The organism is Chryseobacterium sp. PTM-20240506, from assembly GCF_048296755.1.
Classification (GTDB): Bacteria; Bacteroidota; Bacteroidia; order Flavobacteriales; family Weeksellaceae; genus Chryseobacterium; species Chryseobacterium proteolyticum.
The window spans coordinates 1016852-1033726 of record NZ_CP182581.1 but is presented as its reverse complement, the minus strand read 5'-3'; the positions used below and the strand labels follow the sequence as shown (position 1 = coordinate 1033726).

At 35.5% G+C, this 16875-nt stretch carries 20 protein-coding genes; 4 read left to right on the top strand and 16 right to left on the bottom strand.

Going from position 1 to position 16875, the window contains the following annotated elements; translation table 11 throughout:
* Positions 1–381 precede the first annotated feature (381 nt).
* Positions 382–2811, top strand: a complete 2430-nt coding sequence (locus tag ACNFU2_RS04480; protein WP_306612461.1) for a TonB-dependent receptor — start codon at positions 382–384, stop codon at positions 2809–2811.
* 60 nt (positions 2812–2871) lie between these two features.
* On the opposite strand, the gene ACNFU2_RS04475 is transcribed toward ACNFU2_RS04480, so the two are convergent.
* A complete protein-coding gene (locus ACNFU2_RS04475) occupies positions 2872–3525 on the bottom strand; it encodes a metal-dependent transcriptional regulator (protein ID WP_172282483.1) in 654 nt (217 codons plus the stop codon).
* An 85-nt stretch (positions 3526–3610) separates the two neighbouring features.
* Between ACNFU2_RS04475 and ACNFU2_RS04470 the strand changes: the two genes are divergently transcribed.
* Complete coding sequence (locus ACNFU2_RS04470; protein ID WP_306612458.1) at positions 3611–4642, top strand: threonine aldolase family protein; 1032 nt, start codon at positions 3611–3613, stop codon at positions 4640–4642.
* A 48-nt stretch (positions 4643–4690) separates the two neighbouring features.
* Here ACNFU2_RS04470 and ACNFU2_RS04465 read toward each other — a convergent pair whose 3' ends face one another.
* The gene (locus tag ACNFU2_RS04465; protein ID WP_306612456.1) at positions 4691–5020 is read right to left on the bottom strand and encodes a hypothetical protein; all 330 of its coding nucleotides are present in this window, start codon (positions 5018–5020) and stop codon (positions 4691–4693) included.
* 58 nt (positions 5021–5078) lie between these two features.
* Positions 5079–5579 (bottom strand): hypothetical protein, encoded by a 501-nt coding sequence (locus ACNFU2_RS04460; protein ID WP_306612454.1) that lies wholly within the window; start codon positions 5577–5579, stop codon positions 5079–5081.
* A 239-nt stretch (positions 5580–5818) separates the two neighbouring features.
* Between ACNFU2_RS04460 and ACNFU2_RS04455 the strand changes: the two genes are divergently transcribed.
* Positions 5819–6790, top strand: coding sequence for a hypothetical protein (locus ACNFU2_RS04455; protein ID WP_306612452.1), 972 nt, complete (start codon positions 5819–5821; stop codon positions 6788–6790).
* Between the two features lie 263 nt (positions 6791–7053).
* Here the strand turns inward: ACNFU2_RS04455 and ACNFU2_RS04450 are convergent, their stop codons facing one another.
* The 5 genes from ACNFU2_RS04450 to ACNFU2_RS04430 all read right to left on the bottom strand — a co-directional run bounded on the left by ACNFU2_RS04450 (position 7054) and on the right by ACNFU2_RS04430 (position 9796).
* Positions 7054–7611, bottom strand: a complete 558-nt coding sequence (locus ACNFU2_RS04450; protein WP_172282491.1) for a DUF4256 domain-containing protein — start codon at positions 7609–7611, stop codon at positions 7054–7056.
* 150 nt (positions 7612–7761) lie between these two features.
* Positions 7762–8175 carry a DoxX family protein gene (locus ACNFU2_RS04445; protein WP_172282493.1) on the bottom strand — a complete coding sequence of 138 codons (414 nt, stop codon included), beginning with the start codon at positions 8173–8175 and terminating at the stop codon, positions 7762–7764.
* Between the two features lie 18 nt (positions 8176–8193).
* The gene (locus ACNFU2_RS04440; protein ID WP_273648132.1) at positions 8194–8772 is read right to left on the bottom strand and encodes a YdeI/OmpD-associated family protein; all 579 of its coding nucleotides are present in this window, start codon (positions 8770–8772) and stop codon (positions 8194–8196) included.
* Positions 8773–8907: 135 nt separating this feature from the next.
* Entirely contained in the window at positions 8908–9393 is a 486-nt protein-coding gene (locus tag ACNFU2_RS04435) for an SRPBCC domain-containing protein (protein WP_273648131.1), read from the bottom strand.
* A gap of 73 nt (positions 9394–9466) precedes the next feature.
* Entirely contained in the window at positions 9467–9796 is a 330-nt protein-coding gene (locus ACNFU2_RS04430) for an ArsR/SmtB family transcription factor (protein WP_172282498.1), read from the bottom strand.
* 497 nt (positions 9797–10293) lie between these two features.
* Here ACNFU2_RS04430 and ACNFU2_RS04425 point away from each other — a divergent pair, with 497 nt between their 5' ends.
* A complete protein-coding gene (locus ACNFU2_RS04425; RefSeq protein ID WP_306612447.1) occupies positions 10294–10899 on the top strand; it encodes a DUF1062 domain-containing protein in 606 nt (201 codons plus the stop codon).
* Positions 10900–10969: 70 nt separating this feature from the next.
* On the opposite strand, the gene ACNFU2_RS04420 is transcribed toward ACNFU2_RS04425, so the two are convergent.
* From ACNFU2_RS04420 to ACNFU2_RS04385, 8 genes are all read right to left on the bottom strand, one after another.
* Positions 10970–11128 (bottom strand): hypothetical protein, encoded by a 159-nt coding sequence (locus ACNFU2_RS04420; protein ID WP_418123903.1) that lies wholly within the window; start codon positions 11126–11128, stop codon positions 10970–10972.
* Between the two features lie 42 nt (positions 11129–11170).
* Complete coding sequence (locus ACNFU2_RS04415) at positions 11171–11836, bottom strand: DMT family transporter (RefSeq protein WP_418123901.1); 666 nt, start codon at positions 11834–11836, stop codon at positions 11171–11173.
* A gap of 204 nt (positions 11837–12040) precedes the next feature.
* Complete coding sequence (locus tag ACNFU2_RS04410; protein ID WP_273648129.1) at positions 12041–12436, bottom strand: VOC family protein; 396 nt, start codon at positions 12434–12436, stop codon at positions 12041–12043.
* A gap of 233 nt (positions 12437–12669) precedes the next feature.
* Positions 12670–13077 (bottom strand): GNAT family N-acetyltransferase, encoded by a 408-nt coding sequence (locus ACNFU2_RS04405; protein WP_273648128.1) that lies wholly within the window; start codon positions 13075–13077, stop codon positions 12670–12672.
* A 129-nt stretch (positions 13078–13206) separates the two neighbouring features.
* Positions 13207–13911 (bottom strand): hypothetical protein, encoded by a 705-nt coding sequence (locus ACNFU2_RS04400; RefSeq protein WP_273648127.1) that lies wholly within the window; start codon positions 13909–13911, stop codon positions 13207–13209.
* Positions 13912–14249: 338 nt separating this feature from the next.
* Entirely contained in the window at positions 14250–15110 is an 861-nt protein-coding gene (locus ACNFU2_RS04395) for a PhzF family phenazine biosynthesis protein (RefSeq protein WP_306612442.1), read from the bottom strand.
* 45 nt (positions 15111–15155) lie between these two features.
* Positions 15156–15764 carry a dual specificity protein phosphatase family protein gene (locus tag ACNFU2_RS04390; RefSeq protein WP_273648126.1) on the bottom strand — a complete coding sequence of 203 codons (609 nt, stop codon included), beginning with the start codon at positions 15762–15764 and terminating at the stop codon, positions 15156–15158.
* Between the two features lie 273 nt (positions 15765–16037).
* Positions 16038–16862, bottom strand: coding sequence for an SDR family NAD(P)-dependent oxidoreductase (locus ACNFU2_RS04385; protein ID WP_418123898.1), 825 nt, complete (start codon positions 16860–16862; stop codon positions 16038–16040).
* Positions 16863–16875: the final 13 nt, after the last annotated feature.

Sequence of the window (16875 nt, the reverse complement as noted above, 5' to 3'; positions counted from 1 at the left end):
AGAAGAATAAAAGTTGAAGCAGAAAGATTTGCAAACCTAATTAAAATAAAAATATTGACCATTTGCTGAAGAAGGTTTAACCCTTTTTTAACGATTATCAGTCACCATCATTCTGTATGAGGTAAATACTTGCTCGCAAATTTATCTGCATGATAATGTTGTGAAATCTCCGTAGTGGTTTTGAACAACCATTTTCACTTCGTCTGTGAAATTAACTTTGTTACTTTCAGGTAGGATTCCAGAGTAATGAGAAGAATATGATAAATAATTAAAGCAACATTGTTGCATTAATTAAAATTTTTATACTTTTGCCTTTGTTCACGAATAGGCTTTTTAATGTTTAGCCATAGCCTTTGATGATCATAGTTTAATACAATGTATATGAATTTCAGATTTATGCTGTCAGCATCCGGTATTTTTACTATTTCTATAGTAGGTGCCCAAAATGCACAATTAAAAGGAAGGATACTTTATGAAAACGGAGACTTTCCGAATACCGAAGTAATACTCAAAGGAACAAAAGAAAAGACGGTAGCCGACAAAACCGGTAACTACATTATGGAAAATCTGGTTCCGGGTAGTTATCAGCTTGTTATCAAGGCGAAAGGGTATGAGGAAGTGCAGCAGGACATTTTTGTAGAGAAAGCTTCTACGGCTATTCCGGATATTTTATTGTTACGTAATAGCAATACAATTGATGAAGTGGTTATTACTGGGGTTTCAAAAGAAACTTTAATTAAGGAAAATCCTGTTGCAGTGATCAGTATTTCTTCTAAACAGATTGAAAAATCGGTAGCTACCAATATCATAAGTGCCCTTGTAAAATCTGCACCGGGAATGAGTGTGGTAGAAACGGGACCGAATGTTTCCAAACCTTTTATCAGGGGATTGGGTTATAACCGGGTTTTGACTTTGTATGACGGGGTACGTCAGGAAGGTCAGCAATGGGGAGATGAGCATGGTATAGAGATCGGTCCCTATATGATTGAAAGGGCTGAAGTTATAAAAGGCCCTGCAAGCCTGATGTTTGGTTCTGATGCATTGGCCGGCGTTGTAAGTCTTTTTCCCTATATTCCGAATCTGGATGATGGAGTAGTACATGGTAAAATAACAAATGAATACCAGGGAAATAATAATCTTATCGGGAACGGAATGCAGGTGGGATACAAAAAGAACTCTTTTATAGCAGCCTTAACCGGCTCTTACCGAATGGCTAAAAACTTTAGAAATTCTATTGATGGAAGGGTCTACAATACCAATTTTGAAGAAAAGAACTTGTCTTTTTTATTAGGATATAAAACAGACACCCGTTTTTCTAAGATCAATTTTACATTATATGATAATCTCCAGGGAATACCGGATGGTAGTCGAGATCCAAAAACCGGAAAATTTACTTATCAGGTAGGAGAGGGAGATGATGATGATATGGAAAAAAGACCTATTGTGCCGGAAAAAGATCTTAACTCTTATGCTCTTTCCCCATTGCACCAGAGAATTCAGCATTACAGGCTATATGCTCAACATACCGAACAGTTGAAAAAAGGTGATCTGGATATCCAGCTGGCATTACAACAAAATATCCGCCGTGAATACAATCATCCTACATTTCCCTCCCAGGCCGGGATGTATGTACGACTCAACACGTTAAATTATGGGGTACGCTATAATTTTCCAAAATTTTCGTCTTTTGAAATTTCTGCCGGAGTGAATGGTATGATGCAGAATAATACAAATAAATCAGCAACTGATTTTCCTATTCCGGACTATGATCTGCAGGAGGAAGGAGTTTATGCTTATGTAAAATGGAAATACAAAAGACTCAACATCAGTGGTGGTGCGCGGTATGATCTTCGGAATATTCGATGGAGTGACTTTTATATAGGAACAAATCCTATCACCCAATTTGAAGAACACGTCCCATCATCATCTGCCAGTGCCGAACTTCGATTTCCCTTGTATCATAAAACATTCGGCGGACTATCTGCCAGCATAGGATCAGCGTTTCAGTTAACGAAGCACATCAGTCTTAAAGCAAATATCGGAAGAAGCTACAGAGCTCCTAATATCACAGAAATAGGTTCCAATGGATTGGATCCGGGAGCTCATATTATTTACAAAGGAAACAGGAATTTTGATCCGGAGTTTTCATTACAGGAAGACTTGGGAGTCAGTACACGCTTTAAAGATTTTTCTGCAGACGTGAGTTTGTTTAACAATAATATTCAGAATTATATATATCTTTCATTGCTTATAGACAGTCAGGGAAATCCTCTCGTCGATTCCCAGGGAAACAAAACCTACCAATATCAGCAGGCTTCTGCCCAACTTTATGGTATGGAAGCATGGCTTTCTCTTCATCCTGAGAAGTGGAAGGGATTTAATTTTGAAACCAGTTTTTCGGTTATTTATGGATTCAACCGGGAAAAGATGTTTAAAAACCAGGGAATCAACGGCGAATATCTTCCATTGATCTCTCCGCTGAGATTATCAGGCAATATATCCCAGAAAATAGCTACAGGTTCCACAATTATTTCTTCGATTACTCCAATGGCAGAAATAGAATATTCAGCTGCGCAGAACAGATACCTTAACCTCAATGGTACTGAAACTGCAACATCTGACTATACCTTATGTAATATAGGAACGTCCATGGCTATCAACTATTCGGAAAATCATTCCGCAGTCCTCCAGTTTCAGGTGAATAATGTTTTTGACCGTGCTTATCAGTCGCATCTTAGCCGTTTGAAGTATTTAGGCAATATTTATAATATGGGAAGGAATGTATCTTTAAAACTTATTGTTCCTTTTTAAGGATATAAAAAAAGTGGCCGGATTTTTTCCAGGCCACCTTATTTGTGTTATACTTAGGATTTACTTTTTTACCAGTATTTTCTCCGTCGCTTTTTTACTTAGAATTTCTTTTTTTCCTTCGATTTCAATTGTTACGGATTTATCGAAACTCTCAATTTTAATGATCTTTATCTTTGTATTCAGTAATAACTTTCTCTCCGTGAGATAGCTTAAGAAAGCATCATCTGAGAGTGTAACGGATGCAAAAACTACGGTTTCACCGACTTCGCAATTGCTCAGCTTCTGCAGATCCTGAGCAATAATATTTCCATCTTTATCGGGAATAGGCTCTCCATGGGGATCGAATTTCGGATGATCCAGAATTTCATCCATTTTATCAAAAAAGATCTGGGAGTGTACGTGTTCCAATTGTTCTGCAATTTCATGCACATTTTCCCAGCCAAAGTTCATTTTTTTCACCAGAAACATCTCCGTCAATCTATGTTTACGCACTACCAAAGCTGCTTCCCGTCTTCCTTTTTCGGTAACTCGGAGAGGTTTGTAGGTTTCATAAACAACCCAGCTTTTTTCTGCAAATTTTTTCATCATGTTATTAACGCTGGGCATTTTTACATTTAAAAATTTACTCAGTTCGTTAATCGTTACTTTCCCTTCATTATCAACCAAATGAAACAAAGCCTTCAGATAATTTTCTTCTGTTAATGTTGTTTTCAAAATGTTAGACGATTTTACCTACAAATCTAACAAAATATTGTGGAAATGTTGCGCTTGTTGTCTTCAATTTTTTTAATTTTGATCTATGAAATTTTCATTCAAAAACGATTATTCAGAGGGATGTCATCCCAATATTCTACAAGCACTTTTACGATCTAATCTCGAGCAGGAAGCCGGTTACGGGGAAGACCGTTTTTCTTTAGAAGCTAAACAACTGATCAGAGAAAAAATAGGAAAAAAAGATTCAGAAATTTATTTCGTTTCAGGCGGAACACAAGCTAACCTGATCGTTATTTCATCTATTTTAAAACCCTATCAGGCTGTAATTTCTGCTTCTACAGGTCATGTTTTAAATAATGAGACCGGAGCTATTGAAGCTACAGGCCATAAGATTCTAGGCATTGAAAAAGCAGATGGGAAATTAACGCCGGAAGATATCATAACGGTTTTGGAAAGCCATACCAATGTTCCGCATCAGGTGATGCCAAAATTGGTTTATATTTCCAACTCAACAGAATTAGGAACCATTTACACCGCCCGAGAACTGGAGGATCTTTCCGCATTTTGCAAAGAAAGAGGCTTGTATCTTTTTATGGATGGAGCAAGGCTTGGACATGGTTTAACGGCAGAAATAAGTGACCTGAGTCTTGAAAAAGTAGCCCGGCTTACTGATGTTTTTTATTTGGGAGGAACTAAAAACGGAGCTCTGATAGGGGAGGCAATTGTGATCAATAATCCTGTTCTTCAGGAAGATTTTGGGTTCAATATCAAACAGAAAGGGGCTTTGCTGGCAAAAGGAAGGTTACTTGGAATCCAATTTCTGGAACTGATGAAAGATGATCTGTACTTTGATCTGGCCAGACATGCGAACCAGCAGGCGATGAAAATAAAAAATGCCCTACAGGAAAAAGGAACTGCCTTTTTATCCGTGACTTATACCAATCAGATATTTCCCATTTTGAGTAATGAGCTTATCGATATTTTATCCCAAAAATTTGAGTTTTACATCTGGAAAAAGATCGATGACCAGTATTCTGCAATCCGGTTGATTACTTCTTGGAATACTCCTGACGAAGGCATCAATGATTTTATTGAAATTATTAACAGAGAGTCATAACTAAAAAAACAGCCATATGGCTGTTTTTTTAGTTTGCATCACTGCTGATTAACCGTGGGGATCTTGCCTAAGTATTTGCTTTATACCCGCAACCACTTCATCTTCAAGATGTTTTATTTTATCTTTTTTCATTCTGATATAAATAGCGATCGGAAAAGAGAAGATAAAATAAAATAGAGGAATATCACTGTTGGTTTGTGTAATAACGGTACCTATTCCCGGATTGGTCGTTATTTTTACATTTCCGGTAAGAGTAAAACCACTTGTACGAACCTGTAATGTTCCAAAACTTGTCTGAATTTTATATTGAGGAAATATTCTCCTTAAATCTTCGATAAATTCGGACTGTGAAAAAGGCCTGAATTGAAGTGTCTGCATAGAACATGATTTTGGTTTGTATTCGTGGAAAGTCGCTAATGTGATGCAAGAAGCTGTATTATTTTAATGCTTTGGATACAAGCGCACAATCAGCAACATTCATTTTCGGTCCATCTTTGTAAGCAACTTTCTTTTCGTCGGCATACTTACTTTGTCCGCCTTCTTCTTTATGGTCTCCAATTCCTTCAATTAATGTATTGTCTTTCTGAATAAAGAAAATATCGCGTTTACTTTTAGTACCTTCTGATTGGAATTCATAAGTGAGTTTTAATGTATCTCCTGATTTAAAGCCCGTTATATCTCCTTTAGAACTGTCCTTTTCGCTGTTTTTATAAGCTAATTTACCTGAGATGGTTCCCAGATTATCATCAATAGATGCAAAAACACTGTCTTTACCAATTACTCCTAAATAGCAAAATGACTTTGTTCCTAATGTATCAACCACTGGCTCTTCAACTGCAACAGAATCGGTTTCCACTTTTGGAGTTACAGGTTCCGATTTTTTATTGCAATTCATTAAAAAGAATGATAATGAACCCAACATAATTAATTTTTTCATATCCTTAGAATTATATTAAATCAAATTTAGATTTTGCTAAATTAACCAAACTATTTAAATCAAAGATATATTTAATGGAAATAAAATTTATTTTAAAAAAAAACCCGAAATACTTGTGTATATCAAATTTTTCCTAATTGCCGAGAATCGCTTAAAAAAAACTTTCCCTGATATTTTCCCGTATATCAAAAACTCATTTAGGCATAAAAAGTGCTTATAAAGGATAATAAAAATCGGATATGATAAAAAGTTTTAAAATATTTTGTCTTGCTTTCATTTTCTTTGGAGCAAGTTCTTTCAAATCTCAAAAACCTCAAAATTATATTTATACTTCTTCAGGTGATCTTCATGATCTGGAAAAAAAGATAAGAAGCAAAGAGATCGGAGGAGTTCAAATTGTGTATAATTGGAAATCTTTGGAAAAAGAAAAAGATGTTTATGATTTTTCCCGGATTGAAAATGATCTCAATTTCCTAAGCCAACTGGATAGAAAGTTGTTTATCCAGCTTCAGGACCGCTTTTTTGAACCCGAAGCCCGATACGTTCCGGATTATATATTAAAAGATAAGGAATATAAAGGAGGATTGGTTCCGCAATATGATAACCCTGGTGAAAATAAGCCTGTTGGGAATGGTTGGGTCACCCAACAATGGAATCCCGAAGTTCAAAAAAGATTTCAAAAGCTCATTGGCGCTTTAGCTGAAAAATTTGACGGAAGAATTCAAGGTATTAATTTACCGGAAACATCTATAGACATTGAGATGAAAAAAGATAAAACCGGTTTCAGCTGTGACCGTTATTTTCAGGCAGAGATCGATAATCTAAAGTTTGCAAAAGAGGTATTCAAAAAGTCCAACGTTTTGCAGTATGTAAATTTCTTTCCTTGTGAATGGGAAAATGATCATCAATATATGTCCAGGCTATTTAAATTTGCCAAAGAAAATAATGTGGGTTTAGGCGGTCCTGATATTGTTCCCAACAAAAAAGCCCAGATGAAAAATTCCTATCCCTTCTTTAATCAGTATAAAGGACAACTTTCTTTAGTTGCAATGGCAGTCCAGGAGCCAACACTCACATATAAAAATCCAAAAACAAAGAAACCTTTCACAAAAGAAGAGTTTGTAGAATATGCCGGGAACTATCTGGGTGTGGATATTATCTTTTGGAGCGTGGAAACACTGTGGATAAGGGAATTGAAAGTTGAAGAATAAGGGGGAGTTGTATTTGTGTTTGAGAGTCTGAGAGTTTGAGAGTTTGAGGGTTTGAGAGCTGCAATAAGGTTCAAGATGTAAAGTTAAGTTAAGAGTTGAAAGTTGAGAGTTATTACAATATAAATACTCTCAACCTTAACGATATCTAGAACCACCTACCAAATCAAACAACCTTATACCAACCCAGTATTCTACAACCCTAATACTCTCAAACTCTCAGACCCTCTAACTCTCAACCCCAAAACTCTCAAACACAAGTACTCTCAAACTCTCAAACTTCCACGAAATCCTCTTGCAGCGTAGTATGAATCTGCACCGTTGTGATACATGAAAACCGTATTGTACCGGCGGTCGCAGAAGATGGCGCCTCCCAATTCACGAATTTCAGGTGGTGTCTTTACCCAGCTGGATGTTTTCAGATCAAACTTTCCTAATTCCTGAAGTTGGCGGTATTGTTCTTCAGTTAGTAATTCAATTCCCATTTCTGACGCTTTGTCGATGGCATTACTTTCCGGCTTATTGGCTTTACGGGATTCCCAGGCCTGGTAGTCGTAACATAAGCTTCTTCGTTTTGGACTTTCCGGAGAGCAGTCGACAAAAATGTATTCATCGGATTTTTTATCGTAACCGATGACATCGGGCTCTCCTTCAGTATCTTCCATTTCAGAAAGTGACCATAATTTTTCAGGTTGTGCTTCAAGCCTGGTCTGGATCTTACTCCAGTCAAGGCCTTTGTGACGGCCGGTATTTTTTTCAAAACGCGTCTTCAGAATTTTTAAAAGTTCCTGACTCTGTTGTGAAGTTAATTTTTTCTTATTCATATTAATTTGATGTTTTTTTGTTATTCTTTAATGGGATGGGATTTCGTATAACACGTATTCCTGAAGTTACTGATTATATGCGTTTTAGGTATATTTTTTAAAATTTTTGTCTAACTGATCATGCAGATATTTTTAATCAGATTAAAAAACTTACAATACATTATTATTACCAAATCCAACTTTTCGGTCAGCAGGTCTGAAGTAATATGAAATCAGAGTAAGTACCAAAAGCAATAGTGAAGCAAAAATTTTACTTGAATTGTGATCTGAAGCAAGATGGGAAATAATAGCTCCTGACATCACGAAGAAAAATCCTGCATAAGCCCATTCTTTTAATAAAGGATACTTAGGAATAAGTACGGCGATGACACCCAGGATTTTCCATACTCCGATAATGGTCATGAGGTAAGCCGGATATCCAAGGCTGGTAAAGTTTTCCACTTCATCTTTATTTTTTAAAAGCTGAACCGCAGCAGTTGATACCATTCCCAATGCCAGCCAAAGGGTAAATATCCAATAGATGATCTTGTTTCTTTTTTCGGATTTGTTTGATTGTGTTTCCATAGTATAATTTTTTTGTGATTAGTCGTTAATTCCTTTACCGTCAAGAATTTGAGGAATGCATTTTTCAATTCTTGATTCACGGGTTTTACTTTGTTTAGCAGAGGAAAAATGGAGTAGGTAAGCCCTTTGTCTTCCCGGTGTTAAGGATTCAAAAGCTTGTTTTAAAACAGGATCTTTATCCAGCTTCTGTTGAAATTCTTCCACCACTTCGAATTCTTTGGTCTTTTTCATTTCAACTTTAATTCCCGATTCTTCAATTTCAACAGCCTCAAATATGTATTCCCGAAGAATTTTTTCAAGGTCATTAATCTGTTCCAGATCTGTAAAGCGGATTTGTCTTGCGGCCTGTACATTTTCCGTCTGTTGGATCAGAATGTTATCAGGATCCTTCATTAAAGCACCTTTAAAAAAGAGTAGGGCGCAATAGTCTTTGAACCCGTGGATCAAAAAAATATTTTTCCCTTCATAGGTATAACAGGGACATCCCCATTTTAAATCTTCTACAAGTTCGGTACTTAAAGCAATGATTCTTAATTTTTTAAATTCTTTTTGCCATTGGCCGGATTCGTTAAAGAAAAAGTCTGTTTTTGGATTCATGGTGTTTTGTGTTATAGGGTTTAGAGTGGGAGAGTTTTAGGGTTTGAGAGTGGGAGGGTTTGAGTGTGTGAGGGTGAGGTTTGCAGGATTCGAATTCCGGGGTTAAAAAATGAAATGGTTATTTTCCTCTAACTTCTAATCTCTAATTTCTAATTTCTCAATTCCCTTAACCACTTCCTGAAGTCGATTATGGGCCATATTGATTCCCTGGGCAAATGGTAATTTCAGGTGCTGGTCCCTGAAGTCTACGGATTTATAGATGGTTTGGATGGTAATTTTGCTGGTTGTGTCAGTTAATTTTTCAAACTCTAAAAACTCGATCTGAGCGGGGAAGGGTGTATTTTCCATTTGAAAGGTCCGGATTATTTTCTGATCGGGAATGATCTCATGGATCGTTCCGTTGGCACTGAAGACTACGTCGCCCTGCGGGTTTGAGGTTTCAAAACGGTAGCCGCCATGTTGCTTATTTTCCATTTTTACCACTTTAGTTCCCATCCATTGTTCTACCAATTCGGGTTCTGTGTAAGCTTTAAAGAGAAGATGGACAGGAAGATCAAATTCCCTGGTGATGAAGATTTCCTGCTTGCCGTCTTCGGCGTGAATTTTTGTTTTTAGTTCCATGTTTTTGGTTTGAGGGTTTTGGTGTTTGAGAGGGGGAGAGTAAGAGTTGTTAGGTGTAATTATTCATTGCCCATTACTTACTACTTATGTTTTGATATGCTTTCATCACGCTTTCCAGCTTATTGAATTTCTCATCCCACATTTTGCGGAAGGGTTCTATAAAATCGGCTATTTCTTTCATTTTATTGGGATTTAGGTGGTATATCATTTCGCGGCCGTTTTGTTCCTGGGTTAAAAGTTCACATTCCGTAAGGATCTGTAAATGCTTCGAAACAGTAGGGCGGGCAGTATCAAAATTAGAAGCAATGGCTCCTGCGGTCATTGATTGGGCCGCCACCAACATCAAAATAGATCTTCGGGTAGGATCTGCTATTGCCTGGAATACATCTCTTCTTAAATTCATCGTGTAGTTATTTGACTACAAATATATATGAAGTTATTTAGCTACGCAAATATTTTACAAAAAAAATTGAAATTGTTTTATATAAATCTTTTGTAAAGCATTGGATTGCGGCTTTGAGCCCGGAGACAGGGTAGTTGTAAAGGTTAGGAAAAATCATATTATTCTCAAAAAGCAATTGTAACGAATAAAAAACGATCAAATAATCGCTGTTTACAAGAGATTGATTATATTTATATCACAAATCAACGATCATTGAGAACTATTCTTAAACTTATAGTAGCTTAAAATCGGCCTCACAAACCACAGGCTGATTATTTCTTTATTTGGGTAATTCTATACCCGAACAGGTTTTTCATTTAATCATATTATTTATTGGGTTGCTTACAAAGGCAATTGCATGAATTATTTCTACAGTGTCCTGATCATCTTATGGATCAAGACTATAATATTATTAAATGATATCCCAAAATTAATGAAGAATAATAAGCATACTTTAAATGATACAATATATTTGGGAGGTAAAAATAATGAATACTCCCTTTTTAAAAAGAAAATGCAGTCATTGCAGCAGCGATAGATTTTATTGCAGTGAGAAGTTCAGGATGAACGCTCAAAAAAAGAATATTGATATATGGTTAATTTACAACTGTTTAAAATGTGGGAGCTCTTATAATATGACGATTTTTTCCCGTATAAAACCAGAAAACATAGATAAAAATCTTTTTAATAAGTTTTCGGAGAATTGTACAAAGACAGCCTGGGATTACGCGTTTTCCAGGGAAACAGCACGGAAAAATAATGTTGAACTGGATTTTGAGAGTGTCCGGTATGAGCTGGAGTATGAAAAGGTTTCAGCAGAAGATATTCTGAATGGTGACCATGATATCATAACCTTTGAAATTAAATATCCTTTTGATTTTAATCTTAAATTTTCATCTGTTATAAAAAAATGCTTACAGCTTTCGACAAATAAACTGAACCAATTGATCAAGGAAGAAGCAATACATATCCTGCAAGGGCCACTGCAAAAGAAGCATAAGATCAAGAATAAGGATATAGTACGGATAAACAGAGTAAGATTGAAAAGCATGTATAATAATTAATTATCACTATTTTGTGATTTAAATTAATTTTAAAACCCTCTTACCATAAAGGAAGAGGGTTTTGTATATATTATTTTTTCCTGATCGAAATGAAGGTCTGTAATACAACAGAAGTAATAATCAGAGAAAGTCCAATATAGAATGAATGATTTACCTGTTTGCTTTCATTAAAGAATAAAAAGGCCATGATAATTGCATAAACAGGCTCTAGATTGAAGGTTAAGTTCACTGTAAATGCAGGGATCTTTTTTAAAACCTCTGCAAATATAACTTAGAGACCCACTGTACAAAAAAGAGCCAGGATCATCAGATTACCGATATCTTTCATTCCGGGAATCACACTTTCTACTGGGAAAAAATAAAGATAAACCGGTAGGACAGCTCCCAGGCAAACAGTTCCACTAAGCATCTGGTAGTAATTAATGACTTTGGTGTCATAATGTTGAACCAGGCGCTTGTTGAAAATGGTATACAAAGCGCCAATAGCGGATGAAATAACACCCAAACCAATTCCTAATTGATACGATGTATCAAAATGAAAAATCAGACTGATCCCAAAAACCGTTAATAAACTCAGCAACAGCTCAGAAATTTTAAACGGTTCTTTATCGATGACAGGTTTGAATATTGCTGTAAAGAAACTGGTCAGACAATAACACACTACACCTATGGAGATATTAGCGTATTTGATACTTGCGTAAAAAAATAACCAATGCAAGGTAATCAGTATTCCAACTTTGGCTATATGGAATTTTCCCCGGGTTGAAATCATATAAGGGATTCTCAGCGATTTGAGAATCACAAATAAAATGAGAGTGGAGAATAACAGCCGGTACCAGACCAGAAGACCTTCGTTAAGCGAGATGAGTTTTCCGAATATTCCTGTAAATCCAGCCAGTATAACGGCCAGATGTAATAATACATATGATTTTTTCATTAGACAATTTGCCTTTCTGTAAAGACAAAGATTTTAATTAATAAGTAATTGAATCTGAAGCATTAGAAAACAGCCAATAAAATTTTATCGGCGTTAATACTTCAGTTACACTTTAGAAATATTAAAATCTTGGAGGAGGCAAACAGCTTGAATGGTTCATATTGGATTGTATTGCAGCAAATATAAGAATTAAATCCAGGAATACTACATATGGAATACATTAAAGGTATGGCCGTCAGGATCGGAAAAAACAAATCCATAGTAATGATCTCCGAAACTTTGAGGCGCCGAAACAATGGTGCCACCGGCTTTTTCAACTTCTTTAGCCCAGGCATCTGCCTGATCTTTGCTTTCTGCAGATAGCGTAAAAACAATCTCATGGACTTTCTGGGTGTCGCAGAATTCTAACGGCTTAAGATTGGACTCCAGGATATTTTTCAGGAAAAAATGGATCACAAAATCATTGTCACCAAAGAAAAAGCTTACCAGCTGATCAGAGGTGTGCGGACCATTAGGTTTAAATCCTAAGTCTGTATAAAATTTGTGGGTACGTTCAAGATTGGCTACGGCCAGATTTGACCAGATCATTTTAGGTTTCATAATGATTTTATTTTTTGGTTAGGATAAAGGTATACGGTTTATAAAGAATCTGCATTGCCATATGACAAGATTTGTAATGGCTGAGAATCGGGTATTTGAAAAGATGACAGAAAGATCAGCGTATGAAGGATAATTACCCCTATTCGGAATGAATTTAAAAAGTCCTATAATTTATATTATGTTAAATTGTATATGCTAGTATAAATTTATGTATCTTTTTATAATAAGCATACTTAATAATTTCTTTGAATTATAAATGCTTCAGAAATATTTTTCATTCCAATTTTTTCATAAAATTTAAATGCATTTGCATTTGAATGTAAAATTAGTTTGCATTCATTGCCTGCACTTTCTTTTGTGAGTTCAATTAATTTTTTTCCAATATTCAGATTTCGATATTGTAAGTCAACGCAAAGATCTGAAAGATAGCAACAATAACTAAAGTCGCACAAAGAACGAGCAATTCCAACAAGTTTTGTATTATCCCAAGCAGAAACTATCAGATTTGCATTAGTGAACATTTTTTGTAAACGGATTTTATCATTCATATCTTCAATTGGCAAATAATCAGAATCAAATAATAGGGCTATTATTTTTTCAATTTCTATTTCTTTGTTTAATTTATATATTATGTCTTTCATATAATTCCCTATAACGAAGTGTTGTCAAATGCCTTGTCAAATTTATCTGTAAGTTGGCAGAGCCGATTTGTTTTAATTCTTACTAAAGACTGATTGTTTTAACTATACAAAGTTGTGTATGGTTTAATTTTATTTATTGTTGATAATCGGTGCGAGTTCTGTTTTTAATTTGTCAAACTCTTCTTTGCTCATCATATCAATTTCTACTAGATCTTTTGCTTCCTTTAATTTTGCTATCGCTTCATCTCTAGTCATCTTTCTGTTTTTTAAAAGAATTTCACCAGATTCAATTCCTAATTCTGTATCCATTACACTTAAATATTTATTTATTCCGAAAGCTCGACCATTTATTTCTCCCAAAACCATAACTACATACAAAGGCTTGTTTTTACTACCTCTATGGTATGCTTTTATCTCTCTGACAATAACTGTAGTGTTCTTTAAACTGTTGTCTGCCATATTCTGTGCATCACCACCCATAGCAGACATAATACTTCCAAATCCAGCTGGTCTGCCCATTTGTATAAATTCATAAGTTTTTTTTGAAGTACTTCTTGATTGTGAAATACCTCCTCTTGCTCTACCTCCATAACTTCCTGAATAAGTTCTTGTATTCAGTTCTTGAGATGTAGGATATCCTAATATTAATGTATCACCAACTTTCACACTATTTTTATTCGTCGTTATATATTCTTTAACCTGAGCACCATTTTTAATAGTGTTGAAAAAATTAATGTCCTGAGTGTTTTCGTAAGTCAATAAATCAATATCTTCTTGAGCTTGAATATTAGCTATTGAGAAAATAATAGTAAAAAAAGTAATTGTTTTTTTCATAATTGTTATTTATTATAGTTGTTTTATTTAATATTCGTTTTGAGATTTTAAATATTAAATTTCAGAAATATTGTGCATTTTTCAAATAAAAATCCTAAAAATCTGATGTTACCATTCTAAACTTATCAATATCCCTACTTTGTTCTATCTCAAATATTTAGTAGTCTTTTCTGTTTATGTACTAACCAAAGATAATCAATCTAATCTATCATAACCTACGGGATGCCGTAAATGATCACATAACGGTTAGTTATAAATACTATACAAAAACCAGGCTTATTGTAAGCCTGGTTTTTGTATAGTATTTAAATATATATCAGGAGCACATTTGCTCTTAGTTAGATGAATACTTCTCCTTGTGCGATTTTACAAACATCCCCTTCTACAAAAACATGATCCATTTGTTCATTTTCACCGGTGACCATAACTTTAATCTGGCTTGGTCTTCCCAAAAAATGCCCCTGCTCAATAATGATTTCGTTATTTATTTCTGCAATTTTATTCTCAACTAAGTAGGCACCTACAGGACCAGCTGAGCTTCCTGTGGCAACATCTTCTACCCAACCCTGATTATCCCAGGTTCTCCCCTGCTTTCCGGCAACATCCAGAACAAATATGAATTTGGCACCAATTTCATTAAGCTTAACTTCTAAATCAGGAATTATAATTTTTGATTTGCCTAATGCACTGGCTTTTACAGGAACTATTAAGTAAGGTAAACCTGTAGAAACCACCTGAAATGGAAATTCTTCGAATTTGTCCTCCATGCTCAGATTTAAATAGCTTAAAAATTCAGTTTCTTGTTCTTTCCTTAATACCGTTTTAAATTCCGGAATTCCCTGATTCATTCTTGCTGAATAATAGTTTGGTTTTTTTGTTGTTTCCACAACAACCGGCTTTTCATTAAGCTCAATAGTCCAGCTGTTTCTCTCCTTTTCCGGGGAATAAAGATCGTGAAGCATTGCAGACAAGCCGATTATGGGGTGTCCTGCAAAATCCAGCTCTTCTTCAACTGTAAATATGTATGCTCTGAAAGTGTTCGGATTGATTTTATAATAAAAGATACTTTCAAATTGCTTCATTTCCTGCGTTAGAATATGCATGCTCTTTTTATCAAATTCCTCATTAATCTCAAAAATGGTCAATCCGTTTCCAGAAAATTTCTTTTTTGAGAAAACATCTACATGGTAGTACTTCATTATATTTAATTTTTATTCAGTTTGTTGGATATATTATTTTATCTCTTATAAAGAATCCTGTTTTTTGCCTGATGTTCTTTTCTTGTAATTCAACAGATAAGTTCCTTTGTCCGAATTTTTAGAGAAATTACTACCGAACTCCCAAAGGAAACGGGCATTTGCTCTGGCCTCTTCGTTAGTGAAATTTTCATATTCAATTCTGTACAGTGAGCTGAATAAACGGGAACGCCCAACACCATGATGACAATGGATCAAAACAGGATAATTTTTAGGGTTATCCATAATAGATAAAAACTTTTTTACCGTGCTGTCCTGGGGAATCTGATCGGTGGGCAAATTGAAATAATGAATACCTGAAAGCTTATCTACGGCATTTTCTTCCGCATTTACCTGTTTCTTTGTTTCCGGGTTGAGTTCCGTTTGCTGCAGGCCATCCCGTAGGTCAATAACCGTTTTTATATTGTGACTCTTTAATACCTCCGGTAATTTGTCAGGAGGAATAACTCCTGAATTGTACACCTTGTTTTCTGAAATGGTGACTAAATTATACCGCACCTTCTTTTGATAAAGGGCACCAATTAAAAATAAAAAAGCTATTATTAAAAGCGGAATTAGTATTTTTTTCAGCGTATTGTTTTTAAAATTCAGGCTCATGATTGAATGATTAAATCTTGTATCGTGGAAAGCTCTAATTTATTTAAAAATATTCATTTTCTCTTATAAAAATATTTTAAGTAAAAAACCTTTTTGATCTAAGGCCTATCCGGGGTTTATTAGGCTTTTTTTTAAATGGAACTAGCTGGTAATTAGCTTTTAAATATAAAGAAAAGGAGACCTCTGGATCTCCTTTTTATTTCAATAATTTTCTGTAAATGTCTAAAAGAACTGATATATTATGCATCAAATGAATTCTACTGATCCTGCAGATCACTTGGGTCTGCCGGATTTTATTATTTGCAGGCAACGTATTGTACCGCCGTCTACCCGAAGAACAGAACCACTGATGTAGTCGGCAAAATGACTGCAAAGGTATACTACAGCTCCTGCAATCTCTTCGGGTTCACCAAACCTTCCTGTGTCATTCGGAATAAGTTCCTGGACAGCTTTGTACTTGATCTCCTCCATATCTGTTCCCCAATTAAATTTCGGGGCTGCATTTTTGAGCCAGTCTTCCACCATTGGATTGATAATGGCACCCGGCGACACCACATTTGATGTGATGCCCGTATCTTTTAGTGTTCTGGCAAGCGAAACAGACATATTATGACGGGCGGCCAGGGTTGCATTGTAATGAGGCTGCTCTTTAATCGGTTGTATGCCAAGGCCTCCTCCGATATGGACTACCCTTCCCCAACCCAGATTTTTCATCTGTGGCACAATACGTTGAATCATCCGTACATATGAAACTACATTTGTATTGTAAATATCCAGCCAGTCATCGGCTGTCGCTTCACCCCAGGACTTATGGGAAGTTGCACCTGCATTATTAATCAGGATATCTATCTTTCCAGACTGGAGTGCTTCGGCGGCTACCTGATCTGCTCCTTCATCAGTTGAAAGATCCCCTATAGCAATTTTTGCAGACCCTCCTTTATCGATTATTGCTTTTGCAACGTTCTCGGCACGGCTTTTATCACGGCCATGGATAATTACCATAGCACCTTCATTTGCTAGCATTTTTGCAATAGCTTCGCCGAGGCCGGAGCTTGAACCTGTAATTAATGCTCTTTTTCCTTTTAATTGTATATCCATTATTATTGTATTG